At 72.9% G+C, this 18,227-nt stretch carries 16 protein-coding genes; 10 read left to right on the top strand and 6 right to left on the bottom strand.

Annotation, left to right across the window (positions count from 1 at the left end; all coding sequences use genetic code 11):
* Positions 1-144: 144 nt before the first annotated feature.
* Positions 145-600, bottom strand: coding sequence for an RpiB/LacA/LacB family sugar-phosphate isomerase (locus ACIRF9_RS27640; RefSeq protein ID WP_403827467.1), 456 nt, complete (start codon positions 598-600; stop codon positions 145-147).
* Between the two features lie 105 nt (positions 601-705).
* Positions 706-1,587: a hypothetical protein gene (locus tag ACIRF9_RS27645; RefSeq protein WP_403827469.1), complete on the bottom strand. Its 882-nt coding sequence runs from the start codon at positions 1,585-1,587 to the stop codon at positions 706-708.
* 110 nt (positions 1,588-1,697) lie between these two features.
* Between ACIRF9_RS27645 and ACIRF9_RS27650 the strand changes: the two genes are divergently transcribed.
* The gene (locus ACIRF9_RS27650) at positions 1,698-2,225 is read left to right on the top strand and encodes an SMI1/KNR4 family protein (RefSeq protein ID WP_403827471.1); all 528 of its coding nucleotides are present in this window, start codon (positions 1,698-1,700) and stop codon (positions 2,223-2,225) included.
* Here ACIRF9_RS27650 and ACIRF9_RS27655 read toward each other — a convergent pair.
* Complete coding sequence (locus ACIRF9_RS27655; RefSeq protein WP_403827473.1) at positions 2,161-3,063, bottom strand: alpha/beta fold hydrolase; 903 nt, start codon at positions 3,061-3,063, stop codon at positions 2,161-2,163. The two genes, ACIRF9_RS27650 and ACIRF9_RS27655, sit on opposite strands and share 65 nt — an antisense overlap.
* Before the next feature lie 74 nt (positions 3,064-3,137).
* On the opposite strand from ACIRF9_RS27655, the gene ACIRF9_RS27660 reads away from it, so the two are divergent.
* Positions 3,138-3,767: a sigma-70 family RNA polymerase sigma factor gene (locus ACIRF9_RS27660; RefSeq protein ID WP_403827474.1), complete on the top strand. Its 630-nt coding sequence runs from the start codon at positions 3,138-3,140 to the stop codon at positions 3,765-3,767.
* Positions 3,768-3,980: 213 nt separating this feature from the next.
* The gene (locus tag ACIRF9_RS27665) at positions 3,981-6,899 is read left to right on the top strand and encodes a glycosyl hydrolase 115 family protein (protein ID WP_403827756.1); all 2,919 of its coding nucleotides are present in this window, start codon (positions 3,981-3,983) and stop codon (positions 6,897-6,899) included.
* A gap of 7 nt (positions 6,900-6,906) precedes the next feature.
* Here the strand turns inward: ACIRF9_RS27665 and ACIRF9_RS27670 are convergent, their stop codons facing one another.
* Positions 6,907-7,629 carry an IclR family transcriptional regulator gene (locus tag ACIRF9_RS27670; protein WP_403827758.1) on the bottom strand — a complete coding sequence of 241 codons (723 nt, stop codon included), beginning with the start codon at positions 7,627-7,629 and terminating at the stop codon, positions 6,907-6,909.
* Between the two features lie 105 nt (positions 7,630-7,734).
* On the opposite strand from ACIRF9_RS27670, the gene ACIRF9_RS27675 reads away from it, so the two are divergent.
* The 3 genes from ACIRF9_RS27675 to dmpG are packed head-to-tail and all read left to right on the top strand — an operon-like array spanning position 7,735 to position 10,516.
* A complete protein-coding gene (locus ACIRF9_RS27675) occupies positions 7,735-8,562 on the top strand; it encodes a 2-keto-4-pentenoate hydratase (protein ID WP_403827476.1) in 828 nt (275 codons plus the stop codon).
* Positions 8,559-9,500, top strand: a complete 942-nt coding sequence (locus tag ACIRF9_RS27680; RefSeq protein WP_403827478.1) for an acetaldehyde dehydrogenase (acetylating) — start codon at positions 8,559-8,561, stop codon at positions 9,498-9,500. The genes ACIRF9_RS27675 and ACIRF9_RS27680 overlap by 4 nt, the downstream gene beginning before the upstream one ends.
* Positions 9,497-10,516, top strand: coding sequence for a 4-hydroxy-2-oxovalerate aldolase (dmpG, locus tag ACIRF9_RS27685; RefSeq protein ID WP_403827480.1), 1,020 nt, complete (start codon positions 9,497-9,499; stop codon positions 10,514-10,516). The genes ACIRF9_RS27680 and dmpG overlap by 4 nt, the downstream gene beginning before the upstream one ends.
* Positions 10,517-10,526: 10 nt before the next feature.
* Here dmpG and ACIRF9_RS27690 read toward each other — a convergent pair whose 3' ends face one another.
* Positions 10,527-11,558 carry a response regulator transcription factor gene (locus ACIRF9_RS27690; protein WP_403827482.1) on the bottom strand — a complete coding sequence of 344 codons (1,032 nt, stop codon included), beginning with the start codon at positions 11,556-11,558 and terminating at the stop codon, positions 10,527-10,529.
* Positions 11,559-11,792: 234 nt separating this feature from the next.
* Between ACIRF9_RS27690 and ACIRF9_RS27695 the strand changes: the two genes are divergently transcribed.
* From ACIRF9_RS27695 to ACIRF9_RS27710, 4 genes are read left to right on the top strand one after another with little or no spacing between them, the layout of a single operon-like run.
* Positions 11,793-12,833, top strand: coding sequence for a sugar ABC transporter substrate-binding protein (locus ACIRF9_RS27695; RefSeq protein ID WP_403827484.1), 1,041 nt, complete (start codon positions 11,793-11,795; stop codon positions 12,831-12,833).
* A gap of 9 nt (positions 12,834-12,842) precedes the next feature.
* Complete coding sequence (locus ACIRF9_RS27700; RefSeq protein ID WP_403827486.1) at positions 12,843-14,375, top strand: sugar ABC transporter ATP-binding protein; 1,533 nt, start codon at positions 12,843-12,845, stop codon at positions 14,373-14,375.
* A complete protein-coding gene (locus ACIRF9_RS27705) occupies positions 14,372-15,343 on the top strand; it encodes an ABC transporter permease (protein WP_403827488.1) in 972 nt (323 codons plus the stop codon). Before ACIRF9_RS27700 ends, ACIRF9_RS27705 begins: the two co-directional genes overlap by 4 nt.
* A gap of 32 nt (positions 15,344-15,375) precedes the next feature.
* The gene (locus ACIRF9_RS27710; RefSeq protein WP_403827490.1) at positions 15,376-17,073 is read left to right on the top strand and encodes an amidohydrolase; all 1,698 of its coding nucleotides are present in this window, start codon (positions 15,376-15,378) and stop codon (positions 17,071-17,073) included.
* Between the two features lie 63 nt (positions 17,074-17,136).
* Here the strand turns inward: ACIRF9_RS27710 and ACIRF9_RS27715 are convergent, their stop codons facing one another.
* Positions 17,137-18,117: an SMP-30/gluconolactonase/LRE family protein gene (locus ACIRF9_RS27715; protein WP_403827492.1), complete on the bottom strand. Its 981-nt coding sequence runs from the start codon at positions 18,115-18,117 to the stop codon at positions 17,137-17,139.
* Positions 18,118-18,227: the final 110 nt, after the last annotated feature.

Consider the following 18,227-nt stretch of genomic DNA (forward strand, 5'->3'; position numbering starts at 1 on the left):
TCGGGTTCCCTTCCGGATCGGGGTCGCGCGGAGGTGCGTGCCGGTCCGTACCTCCCCACCCTCTCCCGGCCGCCGGGTACCCGACAGGGCCGACCGGACCATACGGCGGAGCGGATCCGTCCGTACGGGGCTCCCGTAAAAGCACTAGGAAGCCGTACGGCCCGCGTCGAGCCCGTCGATGTGCTCCACGTTCCGCCGGTCCTCGGCGTCCGGGCTGGCCTCCGCCCCGAACCAGGCGTCCAGGATCTCCTTGAGCAGCGGCTCGGAGGTCAGGCGCAGGCTGAGGGCGAGGACGTTGGCGTCGTTCCAGCGGCGGGCGCCGTCGGCCGTGTACGCGTCGGTGCACAGGGCGGCCCGGACGCCGGGCACCTTGTTCGCGGCGATCGACGCGCCCGTGCCGGTCCAGCAGCACACCACGGCCTGCTCCGAGGTCCCGTCGGCCACGTCCCGCGCCGCCGCCTCCGAGCACACCGCCCACTGCGGGTCGGCCCCGGGGCGCAACGCACCGTGGGTCACCACGTCGTGTCCGCGCCCGCGCAGCTCCGAGACGAGCGAGCGGGCCACGGCTTCGTCCATGTCCGAGGAAACGGAGATCCGCATGCCAGGGAGCCTACTGAGCGGGCGGCCGCGGTGTCGCCCCGGGAAGTCGGCGCAAGTGCGGGCACCGGCTGACCTCCCCGTGCTGTTCCGCGCCGCCGGGTCCGGTCAGCCGGTGGCCGAGGGCCAGGTGGCTCCGGTCAGTCCGACCGGGTTGGCGGGCGGGATGATCCCGGAGTCGAGGACGGTACGGGCGAGGGGTTCGAGCAGGTGGGCGAGGCGGGCGGTGGCGGCGGGGCCGAGGGCGGTCCAGGGCAGGGTGGCCGCGGCATCGGTGTCGGCCTCGATCTCCTCATGGGCGGCGGCTCCCTCCTTGGTGAGGAGCCCGTCCTCGTCGAGCCATCCGCGTGTGCCCAACTCCGCCTGTGCCGCCCGCCATTGCTCCTCGTCCCACTTGCGGGTGGTCCGCTGGAACTCCGGGTCCGACTCCCCCGCCGCGCACTTCAGCGCCATGGCCGCGACCGGCCCCACACCGCGGCTGACGAGCACGGCGACATGCCCGTCACCGCGGTGTTCACGCAGGGTGGTGAGGGCCTGCCAGAGCCTGACGTGCGGCTGTGCGGGGCGGGCGAGGGCCTGGTTGGCGGCGGCGAGCACCCGCCCGCCGGTGTCCGCGGCCCGCGCGGCCTCCCAGGCCAGGTCGGCCGCCTCGGCGATCTCGGCGGAGGCGACGACGTCCGGGCCGTAGAGACCGGTCATCGCGGCGTCCATGGCACGCGCGCGTGCCGCGAGCACGTCCGCCGGGTCGGCGTGACTCCAGGCGTCGGGCAGGGCGCGGGCCACGCGGTGGGGGTGGAAGACGTAGAAGCTGCTGGTGACGACGGAGGCGGGAGCGGGGCCGAGAGGGGCCGCGCGCAGGGCGAAGTAGCCCATCCAGTAGCCGCGCAGGCCGAGGTCGTCGGCGGCCCGGCGCACCTCGGGAGCGAAGTAGACCAGGTCGTGGACCGGTTCGAACCGCTCCCACATGGTCCGTGCGGCGGTGTCGCTCACTGCTGTCCTCCCGGTTCGTCGGCGGCGGGTGCCGGGAGGAAGCATCCGTCATGACGGCGGTCATAACAACCCCGGGCGGCGTTGTCAGTGGTCGCGCCTAGCCTGCACTCATGACCGACGCGATCACCGAGGACCGCCGTTTCCCGCCCGCCCTCGCCGAGGTGGCCAGGGCGGACTTCCCCTACGAGGACGGCGAGGGCTTCGACTTCGAGCCGTACGACGCCTTCGACTCCGCCGAGGAGACCACCGACTGGATCCGCCAGTGGACCGGCAACCACGAGCTGGACGGCGACGCCTTCCGGATCTTCGGGCAGGACGGCACCGGCGGGCTCGCCGCCCTGTGGTGCGTGCGCCCGGGCCTTCCCCTGACCGAGCAGCCGGTGGTGTTCCTGGGCTCGGAGGGCGAGGTCGGGGTGGTGGCGGGGAACCTGTCCGACTTCCTGTGGGTGCTGGCCGACGGCTTCGGTCCGATGGAGACCGTGGAATACCCGGACCGCGACATACATCCCCGGCCGGAGCTCGCTGAACTGGCCGCACGGCACGCCACGACCCCGCGTCGGCCCGCGCGGACCATCATCGACGGGGCGAGGGCCGAGTTCCCGACGTTCGAGGAGGACCTGGACGCGCTGTGCCGGTAGAAGCGGGCACCGCGTCGAGGAACGCCGAGACGGTCTCGACGAAGCGTCCGGCGTCGTCCAGCCAGGGGTAGTGCCCGGCTCCCGGCTGGACGACGAGCGAGGCGTTCGGGAACAGTTCGGCGCACTCCGCGACCGAGCGGGGCGGGCTGTTCAGGTCGAACTCTCCGGCGAGCAGCAGGACGGGGGCGGTGAAGGCGGCGAGCGCCGCTCGGGTGGTCCGAGGGGTGAAGGCGCCCTCGGCGGCGAAGAGGGCGACGGCCTCCTCGTTGTCCGGGCGGGCCCGCGCATGGTGGTGCCGTGCGTCGGCGTCCCAGCGGCCGTGGAAGAAGGGCGCGACGGCCTCCCAGTCCCCGTCCCTCCCCTGGGTGATCGCCTCCAGGGCGGCGTACGCCTCGGGAAACCACGGCTCGTCCCTGCGGAACCGGGCGAGCTCGCGGCGCGTCTCCCCGCTGATCTCGATGCCGACGGCCCGGGTGCCGGGGGTGATCAGGGCGAGCCTCGCGACGCGCTCCGGGTACCGGGCCGCGTACTGCGTCACGACGTTCGCACCGGCGGAGTGGGCGAGGAGGTCGATCCGGGGCAGTCCGAGGTGGGCGCGCAGGGCCTCGACGTCGTCGACGAGGCGGTCGCAGCGGTAGGTGGAGGTGTCGTCGGGGATCGCGGACCGCCCGGTGCCGCGGAGGTCCGGCACGATCAGCCGACGGTGTGCGGACAGGCCGCCGAGGTCCCCGAGGTAGGCGGAGTCCGCGGGGCCGCCGGGGACACAGACGAGCGGGGCTCCGGTTCCGGTCTCGCGGTGGGCGAGCCGGGTGCCGTCGGGTGCGCAGAAGGTGGGCATGCCCGGGATCCTGACACTGATAACCGAGTTATACAACCCGGTTATGGGCGCCGAGCAGGGTGTATAACCGGGTTGTGGCAGGTGACGAGAGCACGGGGAGCGCCCCCGGGACACTGACCGAGGAACAGGCCGGGCGCATGCTGGCCGACATCAACGAGGTCATCCGCGCGGGCGAGGAGATGCGCGCGCTGCGCGCCGAGATGATCCAGGTGTTCGCCGGCCTCGGCTGGACCCAGGACGCCATCGCGCGGCTCGCCGGGATGAGCCAGCCCGCCGTGTCCAAGCAGATGACGAAGCACCGGGACGACCCACCGGCCCCGATGGAGCTCACCCTCGACCAGCCCGACATCCCCTGGCTCGAAGGACGCCTGTGGGGCCTGGCCGAGGAGATCTCGGAGAGCCTCGACCACTCGGCCCGCTGCACCCGGTACGTCGACGCCGTCGCTCGGGGCAGGAAGCGCTTCACACCCGAGAACGTCGACGCCCTGCGGCGCCTCGTCGAGGAGGATCTGCGCGCCCGCCGCGCGGAGTTGCCCACCGCCCACCGTGCCGCGTACGACGGGATCAGCCGCGGGCTCGACCTGTCCGTGAAGGCTCCCCCCACCACGGGCTCCGCCTCGGTGCGCCGCACCCTGGCCCGTCGGCTCCAACGAGACGGACTTCGAGGAGACGGACTTCGAGGAGACCGGCTCCGGGGCGACTGACCCGCGCACGCTTATGGACGCGTCTCCCGAGCCTGACCTAGGGTGCACAGCAAGCGCTTTCTAGCATGCCCATGCCAGCCGCGCCCGCCGCACCGCACTGATCCAGCCGTTCGCCGCACCGCACGGAAGGGACAGCATCTCGTGCCGCACTCCGCCCCCAGGGATCCGTCGGACCCCCTCCGGCAAGTGACCCGCAAGTCCTTCCTGCGCGGCATGGCCGCCGCAGGCGCGGCTCCCCTGCTCCCCGCCGTGCTTCCCGAGTCCTCCGCCGCCGCCTCACCCGCGCGTCCGGATTTCGCGCTGGTCCGGGACGGCGTCGCGGTCGAGGTCCATGTGGACGCGGACGACGACCCCGCCGTGCTCCGCGTGGCCGACGACCTCCGGGCGGACGTGGAGCGGGTGACGGGAGTCCTGCCGGAGATACGGCACACGCTCCCGGAACGGGCCGCCGAACTGGTCCTGATCGGCACCCTCGGCTCCAGCCCCGTCATCGACCGGCTCGTCGCACGCGGACGCCTGGACGTCTCGCGGGTCGAGGGGCGCTGGGAGGCGTCCGTGACACAGGTGGTGGACCGGCCTGCACCCGGCGTGGACCGCGCGCTGGTGATCGCGGGCAGCGACCGGCGCGGCACGGTGTACGGCGTGTACGACACCTCGGAACGCATCGGTGTCACCCCCTGGTACTGGTGGGCCGACGTACCGGTCGAGCAGCGGGACACCGTGACCGTGCCCGCGGCACCGCTCGAGCGGCTGGAGCCCTCGGTCCGTTACCGGGGTGTCTTCATCAACGACGAGCAGAACCTGACCACCTGGTCCCACCGCACCCAGGAGCCGGACAAGAACATCGGCCCGCAGACGTACCGGCGGATCTTCGAGCTGCTGCTGCGCCTGAAGGCCAACTACCTGTGGCCGGCCATGCATCCGTACTCCGACTTCTTCAACAAGTACCGGGAGAACCCCGAACTCGCCGACCGCTACGGCCTCGTCGTCGGCTCCAGCCACCCGGAGGCGCTGCTGCGCAACGGCGTCCACGAGTGGGCACCGTGGGCGGAGGAGCACCGCACCGCGGACGGGACCCTGCCCGTGTACGACTACACGGTCAACCCGACGGTCGTCTCCGAGTACTGGAGGGCGCGGGCCCGCGAGAACGCGGCGTACGAGAGCAGCTGGACGATCGGGATGCGCGGGCTGCACGACTCCGCGCTGGAGACGAAGTACGCGACGACGATTCCGGAGAAGGTCGCGGTGATGAACGACATCATCGCCGACCAGCGCAGGATCCTGGCCGAGGAGGTCGGCGCCGCCGCCGAGCCGCAGATCTTCATCCCGTACAAGGAGGTCCTGGACCTGTACAACGCGGGGGTCGAGGTCCCCGACGACGTGACGCTGATCTGGCCGGACGACAACCACGGCAACATGCGCCAGCTGCCGGACGACGCCGAGCGCGCCCGCCCGGGCGGCAACGGGATCTACTACCACCTCTCCTACTGGGGCCGCCCGCGCAGCTATCTCTGGCTGGACACCACACAACTCGCCAAGGTGTGGCAGGAGTTGCGCCGGGTGTACGAGCACGGCGTGGACCGGATGTGGATCTTCAACGTCGGTGACGTCAAGTCGATCGAGACCGGGCTGTCGTTCTCCATGGACATGGCCTGGGACGTGGACCGGTGGGGCGCCGACGACGTCGAGGGCTTCCTGGCGGAGTGGTACGGGCGGCAGTTCGGGCCGCGCCACGCGGCGGAGATCGCCGCGATCCGTACCGAGTACTACCGTCTCGCGGCGGAGCGCAGACCGGAGTTCATCGACCGGGGTGTCTTCTCCGTGGTCCATCACGGGGACGAGGCGGGACGCCGTGCGGCCGCGTACGACCGGCTGCTGGAGCGGGTCCGCGCGGTGGGCGCCGCACTGCCCGCCGCCCACCAGGACGCCTTCTACGAGCTCGTCCACTACCCGGTGCACGGCGCCTGCTTGATGAACCTGAAGTACTACTGGGCCGACCGCAACGCGCTCGCGGTGCGGCAGGGGCGGGGCGCCGGGGCCAACCGTTTCGCGGACCTGGCCGAGGCGGCGCACACGGCGGAGGCCGCGCTCACCCTGCGGTACAACTCCGAGGTGGCGGACGGGAAATGGGACGGGTACATCAACCCGTATCCCTCCCAGATACCGAAGGCACCGGGCCGTCCGGCCGTCACCCGGGTGCCCCGGCGGGAGACCTCCGGGCTGGGGGTGGCCGCCGAGGGGAACGAGACCGGCCTGGACCGTCCCCTCTCCTTCTCCTCCCTCACCCGCGACCGGCGGTTCGTGGACGTCTTCAACACCGGTTTCCTGCCGCTGACCTGGGCGGCCGAGGCCGATCGCCCCTGGGTCCTGCTGAGTTCGGCCGGCGGTTCCCTCACCGAGCAGACCAGGGTGTGGATCGAGATCGACTGGGCGCTCGCCCCCGAGGGCACCGAGGACTCCACGGTCGCCTTCACCGCCGGTGCCCAGCGCTTCGAGGTGCCGCTGCGGATGGTCAACGGCGGGGCGCGGGCCCGGCGCAGGGCGCGGGGGTTCGTCGAGGCGGGCGGGTACGTGTCGATCGACGCCGTGCACACCGAGCGGCGGGTGGCGCGGGGCGGGGCCCGCTGGCGGACCGTACGCGGTCTGGGGCGTCGTACGGGCGCGGTGGAGGCGGTGCCGTCGACGGCGGCTCCCGTGACCGGGGAGTTCGCCTCCCGGGCTCCGGAGCTGCGGTACCGCGTGCGTTTCACGAGCACGGGCGCCTTCCCGGTCACCGTGTTCCGGCTGCCCTCTCTGGACGAGCGGGGCGCGCGGCGGCTCGCGGTCGGCCTCGACGACCAGCCGGTGACGGTTCTGACGGGGCAGAACATCGCCACCGGCAACCGCGGGGACGCCTGGGCGCGCAATGTGGAGGAGGGTGTGGAGAAGCTGACCGCCACGGTGACGGTCGGCGAACCCGGCGAGCACGTCCTGCGGGTCTTCATGGTCGATCCGGGGATCGCCGTGGACCAGATCGTCGTCGACACGGGTGGAGTGCCGGCCGCCGCCTATCTCGCGCCGCCGGAGAGCTACCACCCGGTGTTCAACCCCGAGCCGGACACCGGAGCGGGTCTGGACGCACCCGGCCCATAGGGGAGGTTCAGGCCGCTCCCCGTAGCACCCGGGACAGCCCCAGCGCCGCCGTGCGTACGGCGGGGGCGAGCTGGGCGGGGCTGAAGCGGGAGCGGGGCACGGCCACGGAGAGGGCGGCGACCGTGCTGCCGCCGGCGAAGACGGGGGCCGCGATGCAGCTCACGCCGAGGGCGGCCTCCTGCTCCTCGTAGGCGAGGCCGGAGACCTGGATCTTCTCCAGGGTCAGGCGCAGGCGGGCCGGGTCGGTGATCGAGTGGGGGGTGAGGCTGGGCAGCGGCCGGGACAGCACCTCCTCGGTCAGCTCGCCGCCGGAGAAGGCGAGCAGGGCCTTGCCCACTCCAGTGCAGCTCAGGGGGAGGCTGCCGCCGATGCGGGAGGGCAGTCGCAGGGCCTCGTGGCCGTGGATACGTTCCAGGTACACGACCTCCATCCCCTCGCGCACGCCGAGATGGACGGTCTCGCGGGTGGCCTCGAACAGGTCCTGGAGGAAGGGCAGGGCCGCCTCGCGCAGATCGAGCCGGTGCGGCACCAGCGAGCCCAGCTCGAACAGTTTGGTGCCGAGGCGGTAGTGCGGGCCCGAGCGCTCCAGCCAGCCCAGCCGCACGAGGTCCGCGGCCAGCCGGTGCACGGTGGGCTTGGGCAGACCGGCACGCTCGGAAAGTTCCGACAGACGGAACGGTCCACCACTGGGGCTGAAGCACTCCAGGATAATCGCTGCCTTGTCCAGCATGCTGCCGGTTTCGTTGTTCCGTGCCACGGAACAAAGTTTGTGCTCCGACAGGGGCCGATGTCTATATCGGTGTGCCAGCCGATTCTCCTGCCCCCGGAGGCAACCGTGACGACCGTGCTCGACCCACCGGCCGTGGTCAAGGCCGCCGACCTGCTGGCGGAGGCGGCCCGCACCGGGGCCGCCTGTCCGCCGGTGCGTGATCTGTTCGACGACGGCGGCGATCTCGAGACCGCGTACGCCGTGCAGCAGCTGAACGTCCGGCGCGGCCTCGACGCCGGCCGTCGGATCGTCGGCCGGAAGATCGGTCTGACCTCCGTGGCCGTACAGCGCCAGCTCGGCGTGGACCGGCCCGACTTCGGCGCGCTGTTCGCGGACATGGCCGTGCCGGACGGCGGCGAGGTCCCCGTGGGACGGCTGCTGCAGCCGAAGGTGGAGGCCGAGGTCGCGCTCGTCCTCGGCCGTGATCTGCCGCACCGGGAGTGCACCGTCGTGGACGTGCTGCGGGCGGTCGACTTCGCGCTGCCCGCGCTGGAGATCGTCGACAGCCGGGTGCGGGGATGGGACATCTCGCTGGTCGACACCGTCGCCGACAACGCCTCCTGCGGGCTGTACGTACTGGGTGCCACGCCCGTACCGCTCACCTGCGTCGATCTGCGGGCCGTGACGATGGCCATGCACCGCAACGGCGAGACGGCCTCCGAGGGCACCGGCGCCGCCTGCCTCGGCAGCCCCCTGAACGCGGCGGTCTGGCTGGCCTCGGCCCTCGCCGAGCGGGGCGACCCGCTGCGCGCCGGCGACCTGGTGCTGACCGGCGCCCTGGGCCCGATGGCGCCCGCCGCGCCGGGGGACCTGTTCGAGGCCCACATCCTGGACCTGGGCTCGGTGCGGGTCCGGTTCGCGGCGGAATGCGCTGCGGAAGGAGAGCAGCGATGAGTACCAAGGTCGCCGTCATCGGCTCCGGCAACATCGGCACCGACCTCATGATCAAGGTCCTGCGGCTGTCGGAGAGCCTCGAGATCGCCGCCCTGGCCGGGATCGACCCGGACTCCGACGGTCTGGCCCGTGCCCGTCGCCTCAAGGTGGCCACCACGCACGAGGGTGTGGAGGGTCTCGTCGGTCTCGACGAGTTCGCGGACGTCGAGATCGTGTTCGACGCGACCTCGGCGGGCGCCCACCGCCACCACGACGAGGTCCTGCGCCCGCTCGGCCGCACCCTGGTCGACCTCACCCCGGCCGCGCTCGGCCCGTACGTCGTGCCGCCGGTCAACGGCGACGCCCATCTCGGCGCCCCGAACGTCAACATGGTGACCTGCGGCGGTCAGGCCACCATCCCGATCGTCGCGGCGGTGGGCGCGGTGACCCCGGTCCACTACGGCGAGATCGTCGCCTCCATCGCCTCCCGTTCGGCGGGACCCGGCACCCGCGCGAACATCGACGAGTTCACCGAGACGACGTCCGCGGCCATCGAAAGGGTCGGCGGGGCGGCAAGAGGCAAGGCGATCATCGTCCTCAACCCGGCCGAACCCCCGCTCATCATGCGGGACACCGTGCACTGCCTGGTGTCCGACTGCGCCACCGAGGCGGTGACGGCGTCGGTCGAGGAGATGGTCGGCCGCGTCCAGGCGTATGTGCCGGGCTACCGGCTCAAGCAGAAGGTGCAGTTCGAGCGGGTGCCGGCCGACGCCCCGCTGCGCACCCTCGCCCCCGCCGCCGGCGACGCCCTCAAGGTCTCCGTCTTCCTGGAGGTCGAGGGCGCCGCCCACTACCTCCCGTCCTACGCGGGGAACCTCGACATCATGACCTCGGCCGCGCTGCGCACCGCGGAACGCATGGCCCTCTACCGCCGCACCACGGAGGTGGCAGCCCGATGACCCGGCTGTACGTCCAGGACGTCACCCTGCGGGACGGCATGCACGCCGTCCGGCACCGCTACACCGTCGAGCAGGCCCGCACCATCGCCGCCGCGCTGGACGCGGCCGGCGTGGCCGCGATCGAGATCGCCCACGGCGACGGACTGGCCGGCTCCAGCATCAACTACGGCGTCGGCGCCCACACCGACTGGGAGTGGATCGAGGCCGTCACCGACGCCGTACGGCAGGCAATCCCGACCACGCTGCTGCTGCCCGGCATCGGCACGGTCCACGACCTGAGGCGGGCCCACGCGCTGGGCGTCCGCTCAGTGCGCGTCGCCACCCACTGCACCGAGGCCGACATCTCCGCCCAGCACATCGCGGCCGCCCGTGACCTGGGCATGGACGTCGCCGGGTTCCTGATGATGTCGCACATGGCCGAGCCCGCCGAACTGGCCCGCCAGGCCAAGCTGATGGAGTCCTACGGCGCGCACTGCGTGTACGTCACCGACTCCGGCGGCCGGCTCACCATGGACGGGGTCCGCGACCGCTTCCGCGCCTATCGGGACGTCCTCGACCCGAGCACCGAGCTGGGCATCCACGCCCACCACAACCTCGCCCTGGGCGTGGCCAACACCGTGGTCGCGGTGGAGAGCGGCGCCGTGCGCGTCGACGCCTCCCTCGCCGGACAGGGCGCGGGCGCGGGCAACTGTCCGCTGGAGGCGTTCGTCGCGGTCGCCGACCTGATGGGCTGGGACCACGCCTGCGACCGGTTCCCCCTGATGGACGCGGCCGACGATCTCGTACGACCGCTGCAGGACCGCGAGGTGCGGGTGGACCGCGAGACCCTCAGCCTCGGCTACGCGGGCGTGTACTCCAGCTTCCTGCGGCATGCCGAGGCCGCCGCCGACCGGTACGGCCTCGACACCCGCACGATCCTCGTCGAGGTCGGCCGCCGCCGGATGGTCGGCGGGCAGGAGGACATGATCACCGACGTGGCGCTGGACCTGGTGGCGCGGGCGGAGAGCGCCGTCTGAGCCGGGCCCGTCAGCGAGTGGCCGGCGCACCCTCCACGAAGTGCTCGAGGTGCTCGGGCGCCGGCCGCAGCACCCCGTCCCGGACGGCCAGGGCGGTGGCCTCCGCGCGGGAGGCGCAGCCCGTCTTGCGCAGCAGGTGCTCGATGTGGCTGTGGACGGTGCGCGGCGAGAGATAGAGGGCCTGGGCGATGGCCTGGTTGGTCTGGCCGGTGGCCGCGCGGGTGAGCACCTCCAGCTCACGGGGGCTGACGCCGTACGGCAGTTCGCCGGGGACCTCGGTGACGAGGACGGCCGTGCGGGCGGCGGCCGGCCCCACCGTACGGCGGCGCAGCACCACCCGGCACCAGTCGGCGGCCACCGGCCACAGCACCCGCAGCCGGTGGCCGCCCGACGCGTCGAACGCGGCCACCAGCCGCCGGAAGTCCTCGTCCTCCAGGGCGCCCGCGGCCTCCCGGCCCGGCAGGGAGATCACGCCGTCGGCGGCCACCAGGCTCGCCCTCGCCCGAGCCGGCAGCTCCCCCGGGTCGCCCGCGTGCAGGGTGGGGTCGGCGAGGGCGCCCAGGGCCGGCAGGAGCAGCGCGAGCAGGCGCCGGGCCTCGGTGTCGTAGACGTCCGCCCCCTCGGTCGACAGATGGACCAGCCCGACCAGGCGCCCACTGTGTCTGAGCGCCCCGGTGAGCCCGTCCCGGAAGCCCGCCGGCCGGACCCGCTCGGCGTAGAACCAGCCCTGCCGGAACCGCTCTCCGGGATCCTCGGCGTCCTCGGAGATCGACCGGGGCAGATCCTGTCCCACGACGTTGGCGTACCACGGCGTCGCGACGAACTCGGTGGCCAGCGCCTGGGAGGTCTCGGCGGTGTAGCCGACGCCCGCGACCTGGACGTGGGAGCGGGAGACGGGGTCGATCGCCAGCAGGGTCACCGCGTCGAAGGGGAGCGCGCGGCCCAGCTCGTCCAGCGCCTCGGCGCAGGCGGTGACGGTGTCCCGTTCCCGGGTCAGCATGCCGATGCGGGCGGCGGCGGCGATCTGCCGGTGACCGAGCATGCGCGCCTCCCGGGGTGCGTGAGCGGTGTGTGGGGCCGCAAGCGGTTGTTTGGCCCCTAACGATAGGACCGGGGGCAGGGCCGGACAAGGCGTTCACCGTTCTGTGACCCGTGGGCGGCCCGGGCGTCGGCAGGTCGGTATTTGTACGGATGGCGGGCGGCCGTGCGCCGGTCTTTCCTGTTCGGCACAGCCAGCCGCCCGCCGTGCCGGGCCGCCTTCCCCGGGAGTTGCGCCATGACCAGATCCCCGTACGCCGCCACCGCCGCGCCGGCCTCACGCCGGCGGTTCCTCGCCTGGACCGCCGGCGCCGTCGCGACCGGAGCGTTCGGCGCCGCCTGCTCCGCTCCGGGCGGCGGCGCGAGCACGGCGCGGGCGGCGGGCGCGAGTGCCTCGAGGAAGGACCTCACGCAGATCGGGTTCGACTACCCATTCACCCAACTCCCGCTCTACTCGACCCTGGTGAAGCTCTCCACCGCCGCCGCGAAGAAGCACGGCGCCGAACTGCTGACGACGAGCGACGCGGCCTCCGCCGACACCCAGGCCGCCAACCTCACCACCTGGGTCTCCCGGAAGATCCCCGCCATCGTCTCCTTCCCGATGGTCTTCGAGGCCACCGAGGCCATCGCCGAGCGGGCCCTGGACGCGGGGCTGATCTGGGTGACGTACGGCGGATCGCTCGAACACCAGAGCGCGGACATCCAGTTCAGCTTCCTGGAGGGCGGCCGGCTGCTGGGCGAGGCGGCCGCGAAGTGGGCGAACGAGCAGCTCGGCGGCAAGGGCAAGATCGCCTTCCTCACCGACAGCACCATCCAGCTGGGCCGCGAGCGCACCAAGGGCATGGTCGACGCCTTCACCCAGGCCGCCCCCGGCGTCGACGTCGTCGCCCAGGAGCAGGCCATCGACCCGGACACCGGACTGTCGAAGACCCGGGCCGTCCTCGCCAAGCACCCCGACCTCAACCTCGTCCTCGGCGTCACCGACGCGGCCGCCTACGGCGGTTTCAAGGCGCTCCAGCAGACGGGCCGCAAGTCGGCCGACGCGAAGACGTTCGTCGGCGGGCAGGACGGCGCCGCGCCCTCCCTCCTCGCGATCAAGCAGGGCACCTTCTACCGCGCCTCCGCCGCCCTCGCGCCCCAGGACATCGCCGACGCGGTCGTGGACGTGCCGCTCGCCGTCGCCGCGGGGAAGAAGAACCCCGGCGCGCAGATACCGATCACGCTCGTGCAGCGCTCCGACGGCGCCCGTATCGACGCCCTCCTCGCCCAGAACTCCTAGGCGACCGCGATGACCGAACCGAACCTGCGGATCCGGGGCCTGACCAAGTCCTTCGGCGGCGTCCGGGCCCTGGACGGCGTCGACCTCACCGTCCCGGCCGGCCAGGTGCACGCCCTGCTCGGCCACAACGGGGCCGGCAAGTCCACCCTGATCAAGTGTCTCGGCGGGGCCTTCCCGCCGGACGCGGGCACCATCGAGGTGGGCGGCACCTCCTACGCTCGACTGAGCCCGCGCGAGTCGATCGCCGCCGGGGTCGCGATCATCTTCCAGACGCTCAGCGTCGTCGACTCCCTGACGGTGGCCGAGAACATCTTCCTCGGGCAGGAGTGGACCCGGTACGGCCGGATCGACCGGCGGGCCCAGGAGGAGGTCGCCACCGGACTCCTGGAACGGGTGGCGGCCAGTTGCTCCCCACGCGACCGCGTGGGCGAACTCCCCATGGGCCAGCGCCAGTTGGTGGAAATCGCCAAGGCCCTCAGCCGCAGCGCCTCGGTCCTGGTCCTGGACGAACCGACGGCGGCCCTCTCGGGCACGGAGAGCGACGCCCTGGCGGAACGGGTGGAGGACCTGAGAGCCCAGGGCCTGGCGATCGTCTACGTCACCCATCTGCTGGGTGAGGTGGAACGCCTCGCGGACGCGGTGACGGTCCTGAGGGACGGGAAGGTGGCGCACCGATCGGGGGGTTCAGGACAGTCGCGGCGCGATCTTGTCATGGCGATCGCCGGCCAACCCCAGGGGCGCGGGCCGTATCGATATGCGCCTCCGCCGCGTGGGCGCGACCAGCCACGACGAACGCCGCACCCGCCCCACAACCGCCTCACCCTCACCGATCTGCGCGGCCCCCGCTTCGGCCCCGTAGACCTCTCCGTCGCCGAAGGCGAGATCGTCGCCCTCTACGGCCTGATCGGCTCCGGCCGCACCCGCCTCCTGGAAACGATCTACGGCAGACGCCCGGCAACCGGCGGAACCATCCGGGTCGGGGACCGGACGGTCAAACCCTCCCGTCCGTCCGACGCCTTGGCCGCACACATGGCCCTGGTCCCGGGGGACAGACGCGGCCAGGCCCTGTTCCCGATCCTCACGGCCCAGGACAACGCCCTGCTCCCCAGCATCCGCCGACTCGCCCGGCACGGAGTGCGCTCCCCGCGCGGGGAGAGGCGCGTCTTCGGCGCGCTGGCCGACGCGGTCGCACTGCGTCCGGCCCATCCGCAACTCCCCGCCGCCGCCTTCTCCGGCGGCAACCAGCAGAAGCTCGTCCTGGGCCGCTGGATCAACGAGGCACGCGGCGTGGACGTCCTGCTGCTCGACGAGCCCACGCAGGGCGTCGACGTGGGGGCACGGCGCGAGATCTACGAGGTCGTGTCCGCGCTCGCCGCCGAGCAGGGCACCGCCGTGCTGTTCGCCTCCAACGACCCCGAGGAGGTCGTCGCCCTCGCCCACCGCTGCCTGATCGTCTCGGCCGGCCGGGTCGTCGGCGAGCTGAGCGGACCCGAACTCACCGAGGCCGCGCTGCTGTCGGCCGTACACGAAGGAGCAGCATGACCACCCTCACCGCCGCGCGCGTGATGCCGTACGGAAGACTCACCGCCGTACGCCGCCATCCGCTCCTCGCGGTCCTCGCCGTCATGGTGCTGGTCTTCCAGCTGACGACCGGCAGTTTCCTCGACGCGGGCAATCTGCGCGGGATCGCCACCGACGCGGCCACGCTCGCCATCGTGGCCGTCCCGCTGGCGCTGTTGGTCATCAGCGGCTACCTCGATCTGTCGGTCGGCTCCACGCTCGCTCTGGGCGGGCTGGTCGCCGGCTGGCTCGCCGGGCCGCAGCACCAGTCGCCGGTGGTCGCCGTGCTGGGCGCGCTGGTGGTGGGCGGGGCCGTCGGGGCCGTGAACGGACTTCTCTGCTGCTACCTCGGCCTGTCCCCGTTCATCGTGACGCTGGGCATGCTGACCGCGGTGCGCGGACTCGCGCAGCAGCTCTTCCCGCTCCCGCTGAGCGGCTTCGGGAGCGGCTTCGCCTGGCTCGGCGGATCACGCGTCGCCGGGATCGACGCGCCGGTGGTCATCGCCGTGCTCGCGCTGGTGGCGGGTGCTCTGTTCCTGGCGCTCACCCCTGCGGGGCGGCACGTCTACGCCATCGGCGTCAACCGGGAAGCCGCCTATCTCTCCGGTATCAACGTCCGCCGTACGCCCTTCGCGCTGTTCGTGGTCACCGGGGTCGCGGCCGCGCTGGCCGGGGCGATCAAGGCGTCCGTGCTGGACAGCGTGGTCGCCGGTACCTCGGGGGCCGGGTTCGAGCTGACCGTGCTGACCGCGGTGCTGCTCGGCGGGGTCGCGCTCACCGGCGGGTCCGGCTCGGTCTTCGGGGTGCTGCTCGGCGTGCTCTTCCTGGGCTGTCTGCAGAACGGCCTCACCCTGCTGAACGTGCCCACCTTCTGGCAGCAGATGGCGCAGGGCACGGCCCTCGTCGCGGGCGCCGCCCTCGCCTTCTTCGGTCCCCGGACGACACGATGACCGCGCTTCCCCGCCCCCCGGAAAGGCCTCGCGTGAGCGACAGCACCCCCACCCTCGTCCTGACCGGCGGTCAGGTCCTGACTCTCGACGCCGGTTTCACGGTCGCCGAAGGCGTGGCCGTGCGCGGCCGGGACATCGTCGCCGTCGGTGGCGACGCCGAGATGCGCGCTCTGGCCGGGCCCGGCACCCGCGTCGTCGAGCTCGGCGGACGGACCGTTCTGCCCGGCATCAACGACTCCCATCTGCACGGGGCCGCGTACGGCATGACGAAGCCGCCGTTCGCCCTCGCCGTCGGTCACCCGGCCGTCGGCTCGATCGCCGACATCGTGACGGCCGTCGGGCGTGCGGCGGCCGCCGCGGGGCCCGGCGAGTGGATCGTGGGGCTGGGCTGGGACCCCGGTTATCTCGCGGAGTGCGTGGCGGACCCCCGGCGCTTTCCGCACCGCCGGGACCTGGACGCCGTGGCGCCCGACAACCCGGTCTGTCTCACCGACTTCTCCTCGCACATGGTGTGGGCGAACAGCGCGGCACTGCGCGTGTGCGGGATCGGCGCCGACAGCACCCCACCGCCCGGCGGTGTCATCGACCGCGACCCGGACGGGCGGCCCACCGGCGTCCTGCGCGAGGCCGCCCAGGCCCTGGTCCAGGCGGCGCTGCCCTCCCCCACCGTCGCACAGCGCCGACAGGCGATCCGCGCCGTCGTCGGCGAACTCCACTCCCGCGGCATCACCAGCTACACCGAGCCCGGCCTGGGCCCCGGCGGCAGCACGACCCTCTTCGGCGGGCTGAGCACCGACAACCTCACCGCCTACACCGAGCTCGCCGCCGACGGCGAACTCGACGCCCGGGTCAGCGTGTTGCTGCTGCCCGCGCCGATGGGCGGCTCGGCGGACGACCTGCGCAAGGGGCTGGCCGAGCTGCGGCCGCCCGCCCCGGCCGACCCGCGCCGGCTGAACGTGATCGGCGTGAAGATCTTCGCCGACGGGGTGCCGCCGAACCGTACGGCCTGGATGAGCGAGCCGTACGCCGACGGCGGCCACGGGGCGCTGTGCGTGCACGGCGACACGCCCGCCCTCCGGGCGGAGGAGCTGCGGGAGATGATCCGCACCGCGCATGCGGCGGGCTTCCAGCTGGGTGTGCACGTCACCGGGGACCTGGCCATCGACGCGGTCGTGGACGCGTTCGTCGCGGCCGACACGGCGATGCCCCGCCCGGACGCCCGGCACTACGTCATCCACGGTGACTTCATCGGCCCGGGCAGCCTGGCCCGGCTGGCCGCGCACGGCTGGGGCGTCAACATGAACCCGGCCATCAAGTGGACGATCTCCGATCTGATGGACGAGGTCGTGGGGCGGGAGCGGTCCGCCTACCAGTGGCCGGTGCGGTCCGCCTTCCAGGCCGGGGTCGCGGTCTGTGCGAGCTCCGACGCGCCGATCACGGAGCCCGACTGGCGGCAGGGCGTGGCCGCGATGCTGCTGCGGGAGTCGAAGGCGAGCGGCCGCACCAGTGGCCCGGAGCAGCGTGTGGGCCTCGCCGACGCGCTGCGGGCGTACACGGTCCATCCGGCGCGGCAGGACTTCGCCGAGGAGTGGAAGGGGACGGTGGAGGCGGGGAAGGCGGCGGACCTGTGCGTCCTGGACCGGCCGCTGCTCGCGCTCGACCCGCATGCGATCACCGAGGTGGAGGTGGACATGACGGTGTTCGACGGGCGGGTCGTCCACGAACGCTGAGACGACGGCCGTGGCTCCGCCCGGAGTCGGAGACGTTCCGGGCGGGACCGCGGCCGTCGCCGGTCAGCCGCGGGCGCGCTGGTGGACGCGGGCGAGGAGCAGGTTCGGGTCCTCCTGGGTGAAGTACGCGGCGCTGGTCACGTAGGCGGTCCGGCCGCGTACGGCCACGGCGGTCGGGTTGGACAGTCCGTCGTCGCCGGTGAGGACGACGGCGTGGGTGCCGTTCGGGCGGACCCGGACGACCTGGTTGGCGGTGACCAGCGCGGCGAGGACGGTGTCGCGGTGCCGCTCGGCGAAGCCGAAGTCGTCGATGCCCGTCAGGCCGGTCGCCTTGGTGCGGATGGCTCCGGCGGAGCCGTTCTCGCGGACGGGGATGCGCAGGAGGGTGCCGGCGTCGCTGTTGGACACCCACACCGCGTTGTGGTGGAAGCGGAGGCCGTTGACGCCGACGCCGGCGGCGTCCGGGCCGGTTCCCGGCTCGAGTTCGGGTCCGGTGGCCCATGCCTCGGGCTTGCCGTCCTTGATCGGGACGCGCCAGACGGTGCCCCGCACCGAGTCGGCGGAGTACAGCACGCCCCGGCGTTCGTCGAGGGCGAGGCCGTTGGGGAACCCGTCGGACGGCAGCTTGGCGATCTGCCGCGGTGCGCTTCCGTCGCGGGCGATGCGCCAGATGCCGGTCTTCCTGGTGCCGGTGGCGTAGTTGACGTAGAGGGTGCCGTCGTACGCGCGGGCGATGCCCGTGACGACGGCGGCGCCGATGACGGGGGTGTCGGGGTTCGCGACGGCGGGCAGGGTGGCGATGCTCCGCTTGATGCCCTCGCGGGTGACGTTCACGACCTTCCGGGCGAAGAAGAACGTCAGGTCGGCGGAGCCGTCGGGTTCGAGGGCGATGTTCTCGGGTGTCTGCCCCTTGGCGAAGTCGAAGTGGGCGACGACGCGCGGGTCGGACACGGTCGGCTCGCCGCCCGCCGCGGGGGCCGTCGTGAGCAGGCCGAGGGCGAGGACGGCCGCGGTGACACCCGCCAGGCGTGGAAGTCGGGACATGGGCCTCTCCTTGGAGGGGGCGGGAAACGCCGGTGTGCGGCGCCAGACGAACATGGCGGCGGGCCGGTGGTGGCCGCGGCAGTCGCGGCCGGGGGATCCCCCGCGTGGCC

It is taken from the genome of Streptomyces sp. NPDC096132 (genome assembly GCF_044763345.1).
In the GTDB taxonomy this organism is placed as follows: Bacteria; Actinomycetota; Actinomycetes; order Streptomycetales; family Streptomycetaceae; genus Streptomyces.

Bases quoted from the DNA above. Each gene is read 5' to 3' on its own strand.
- ACIRF9_RS27670 (WP_403827758.1), bottom strand. From the start codon at position 7,629: ATGCTGGACAAGGCAGCGATTATCCTGGAGTGCTTCAGCCCCAGTGGT.
- ACIRF9_RS27650 (WP_403827471.1), top strand. From the start codon at position 1,698: ATGACCGACGCGATCACCGAGGACCGCCGTTTCCCGCCCGCCCTCGCC.
- ACIRF9_RS27705 (WP_403827488.1), top strand. From the start codon at position 14,372: ATGACCACCCTCACCGCCGCGCGCGTGATGCCGTACGGAAGACTCACC.
- ACIRF9_RS27655 (WP_403827473.1), bottom strand. From the start codon at position 3,063: ATGCCCACCTTCTGCGCACCCGACGGCACCCGGCTCGCCCACCGCGAG.
- ACIRF9_RS27700 (WP_403827486.1), top strand. From the start codon at position 12,843: ATGACCGAACCGAACCTGCGGATCCGGGGCCTGACCAAGTCCTTCGGC.
- ACIRF9_RS27665 (WP_403827756.1), top strand. From the start codon at position 3,981: ATGGCCGCCGCAGGCGCGGCTCCCCTGCTCCCCGCCGTGCTTCCCGAG.
- ACIRF9_RS27695 (WP_403827484.1), top strand. From the start codon at position 11,793: ATGACCAGATCCCCGTACGCCGCCACCGCCGCGCCGGCCTCACGCCGG.
- ACIRF9_RS27715 (WP_403827492.1), bottom strand. From the start codon at position 18,117: ATGTCCCGACTTCCACGCCTGGCGGGTGTCACCGCGGCCGTCCTCGCC.
- ACIRF9_RS27680 (WP_403827478.1), top strand. From the start codon at position 8,559: ATGAGTACCAAGGTCGCCGTCATCGGCTCCGGCAACATCGGCACCGAC.
- ACIRF9_RS27690 (WP_403827482.1), bottom strand. From the start codon at position 11,558: ATGCTCGGTCACCGGCAGATCGCCGCCGCCGCCCGCATCGGCATGCTG.
- ACIRF9_RS27640 (WP_403827467.1), bottom strand. From the start codon at position 600: ATGCGGATCTCCGTTTCCTCGGACATGGACGAAGCCGTGGCCCGCTCG.
- dmpG (WP_403827480.1), top strand. From the start codon at position 9,497: ATGACCCGGCTGTACGTCCAGGACGTCACCCTGCGGGACGGCATGCAC.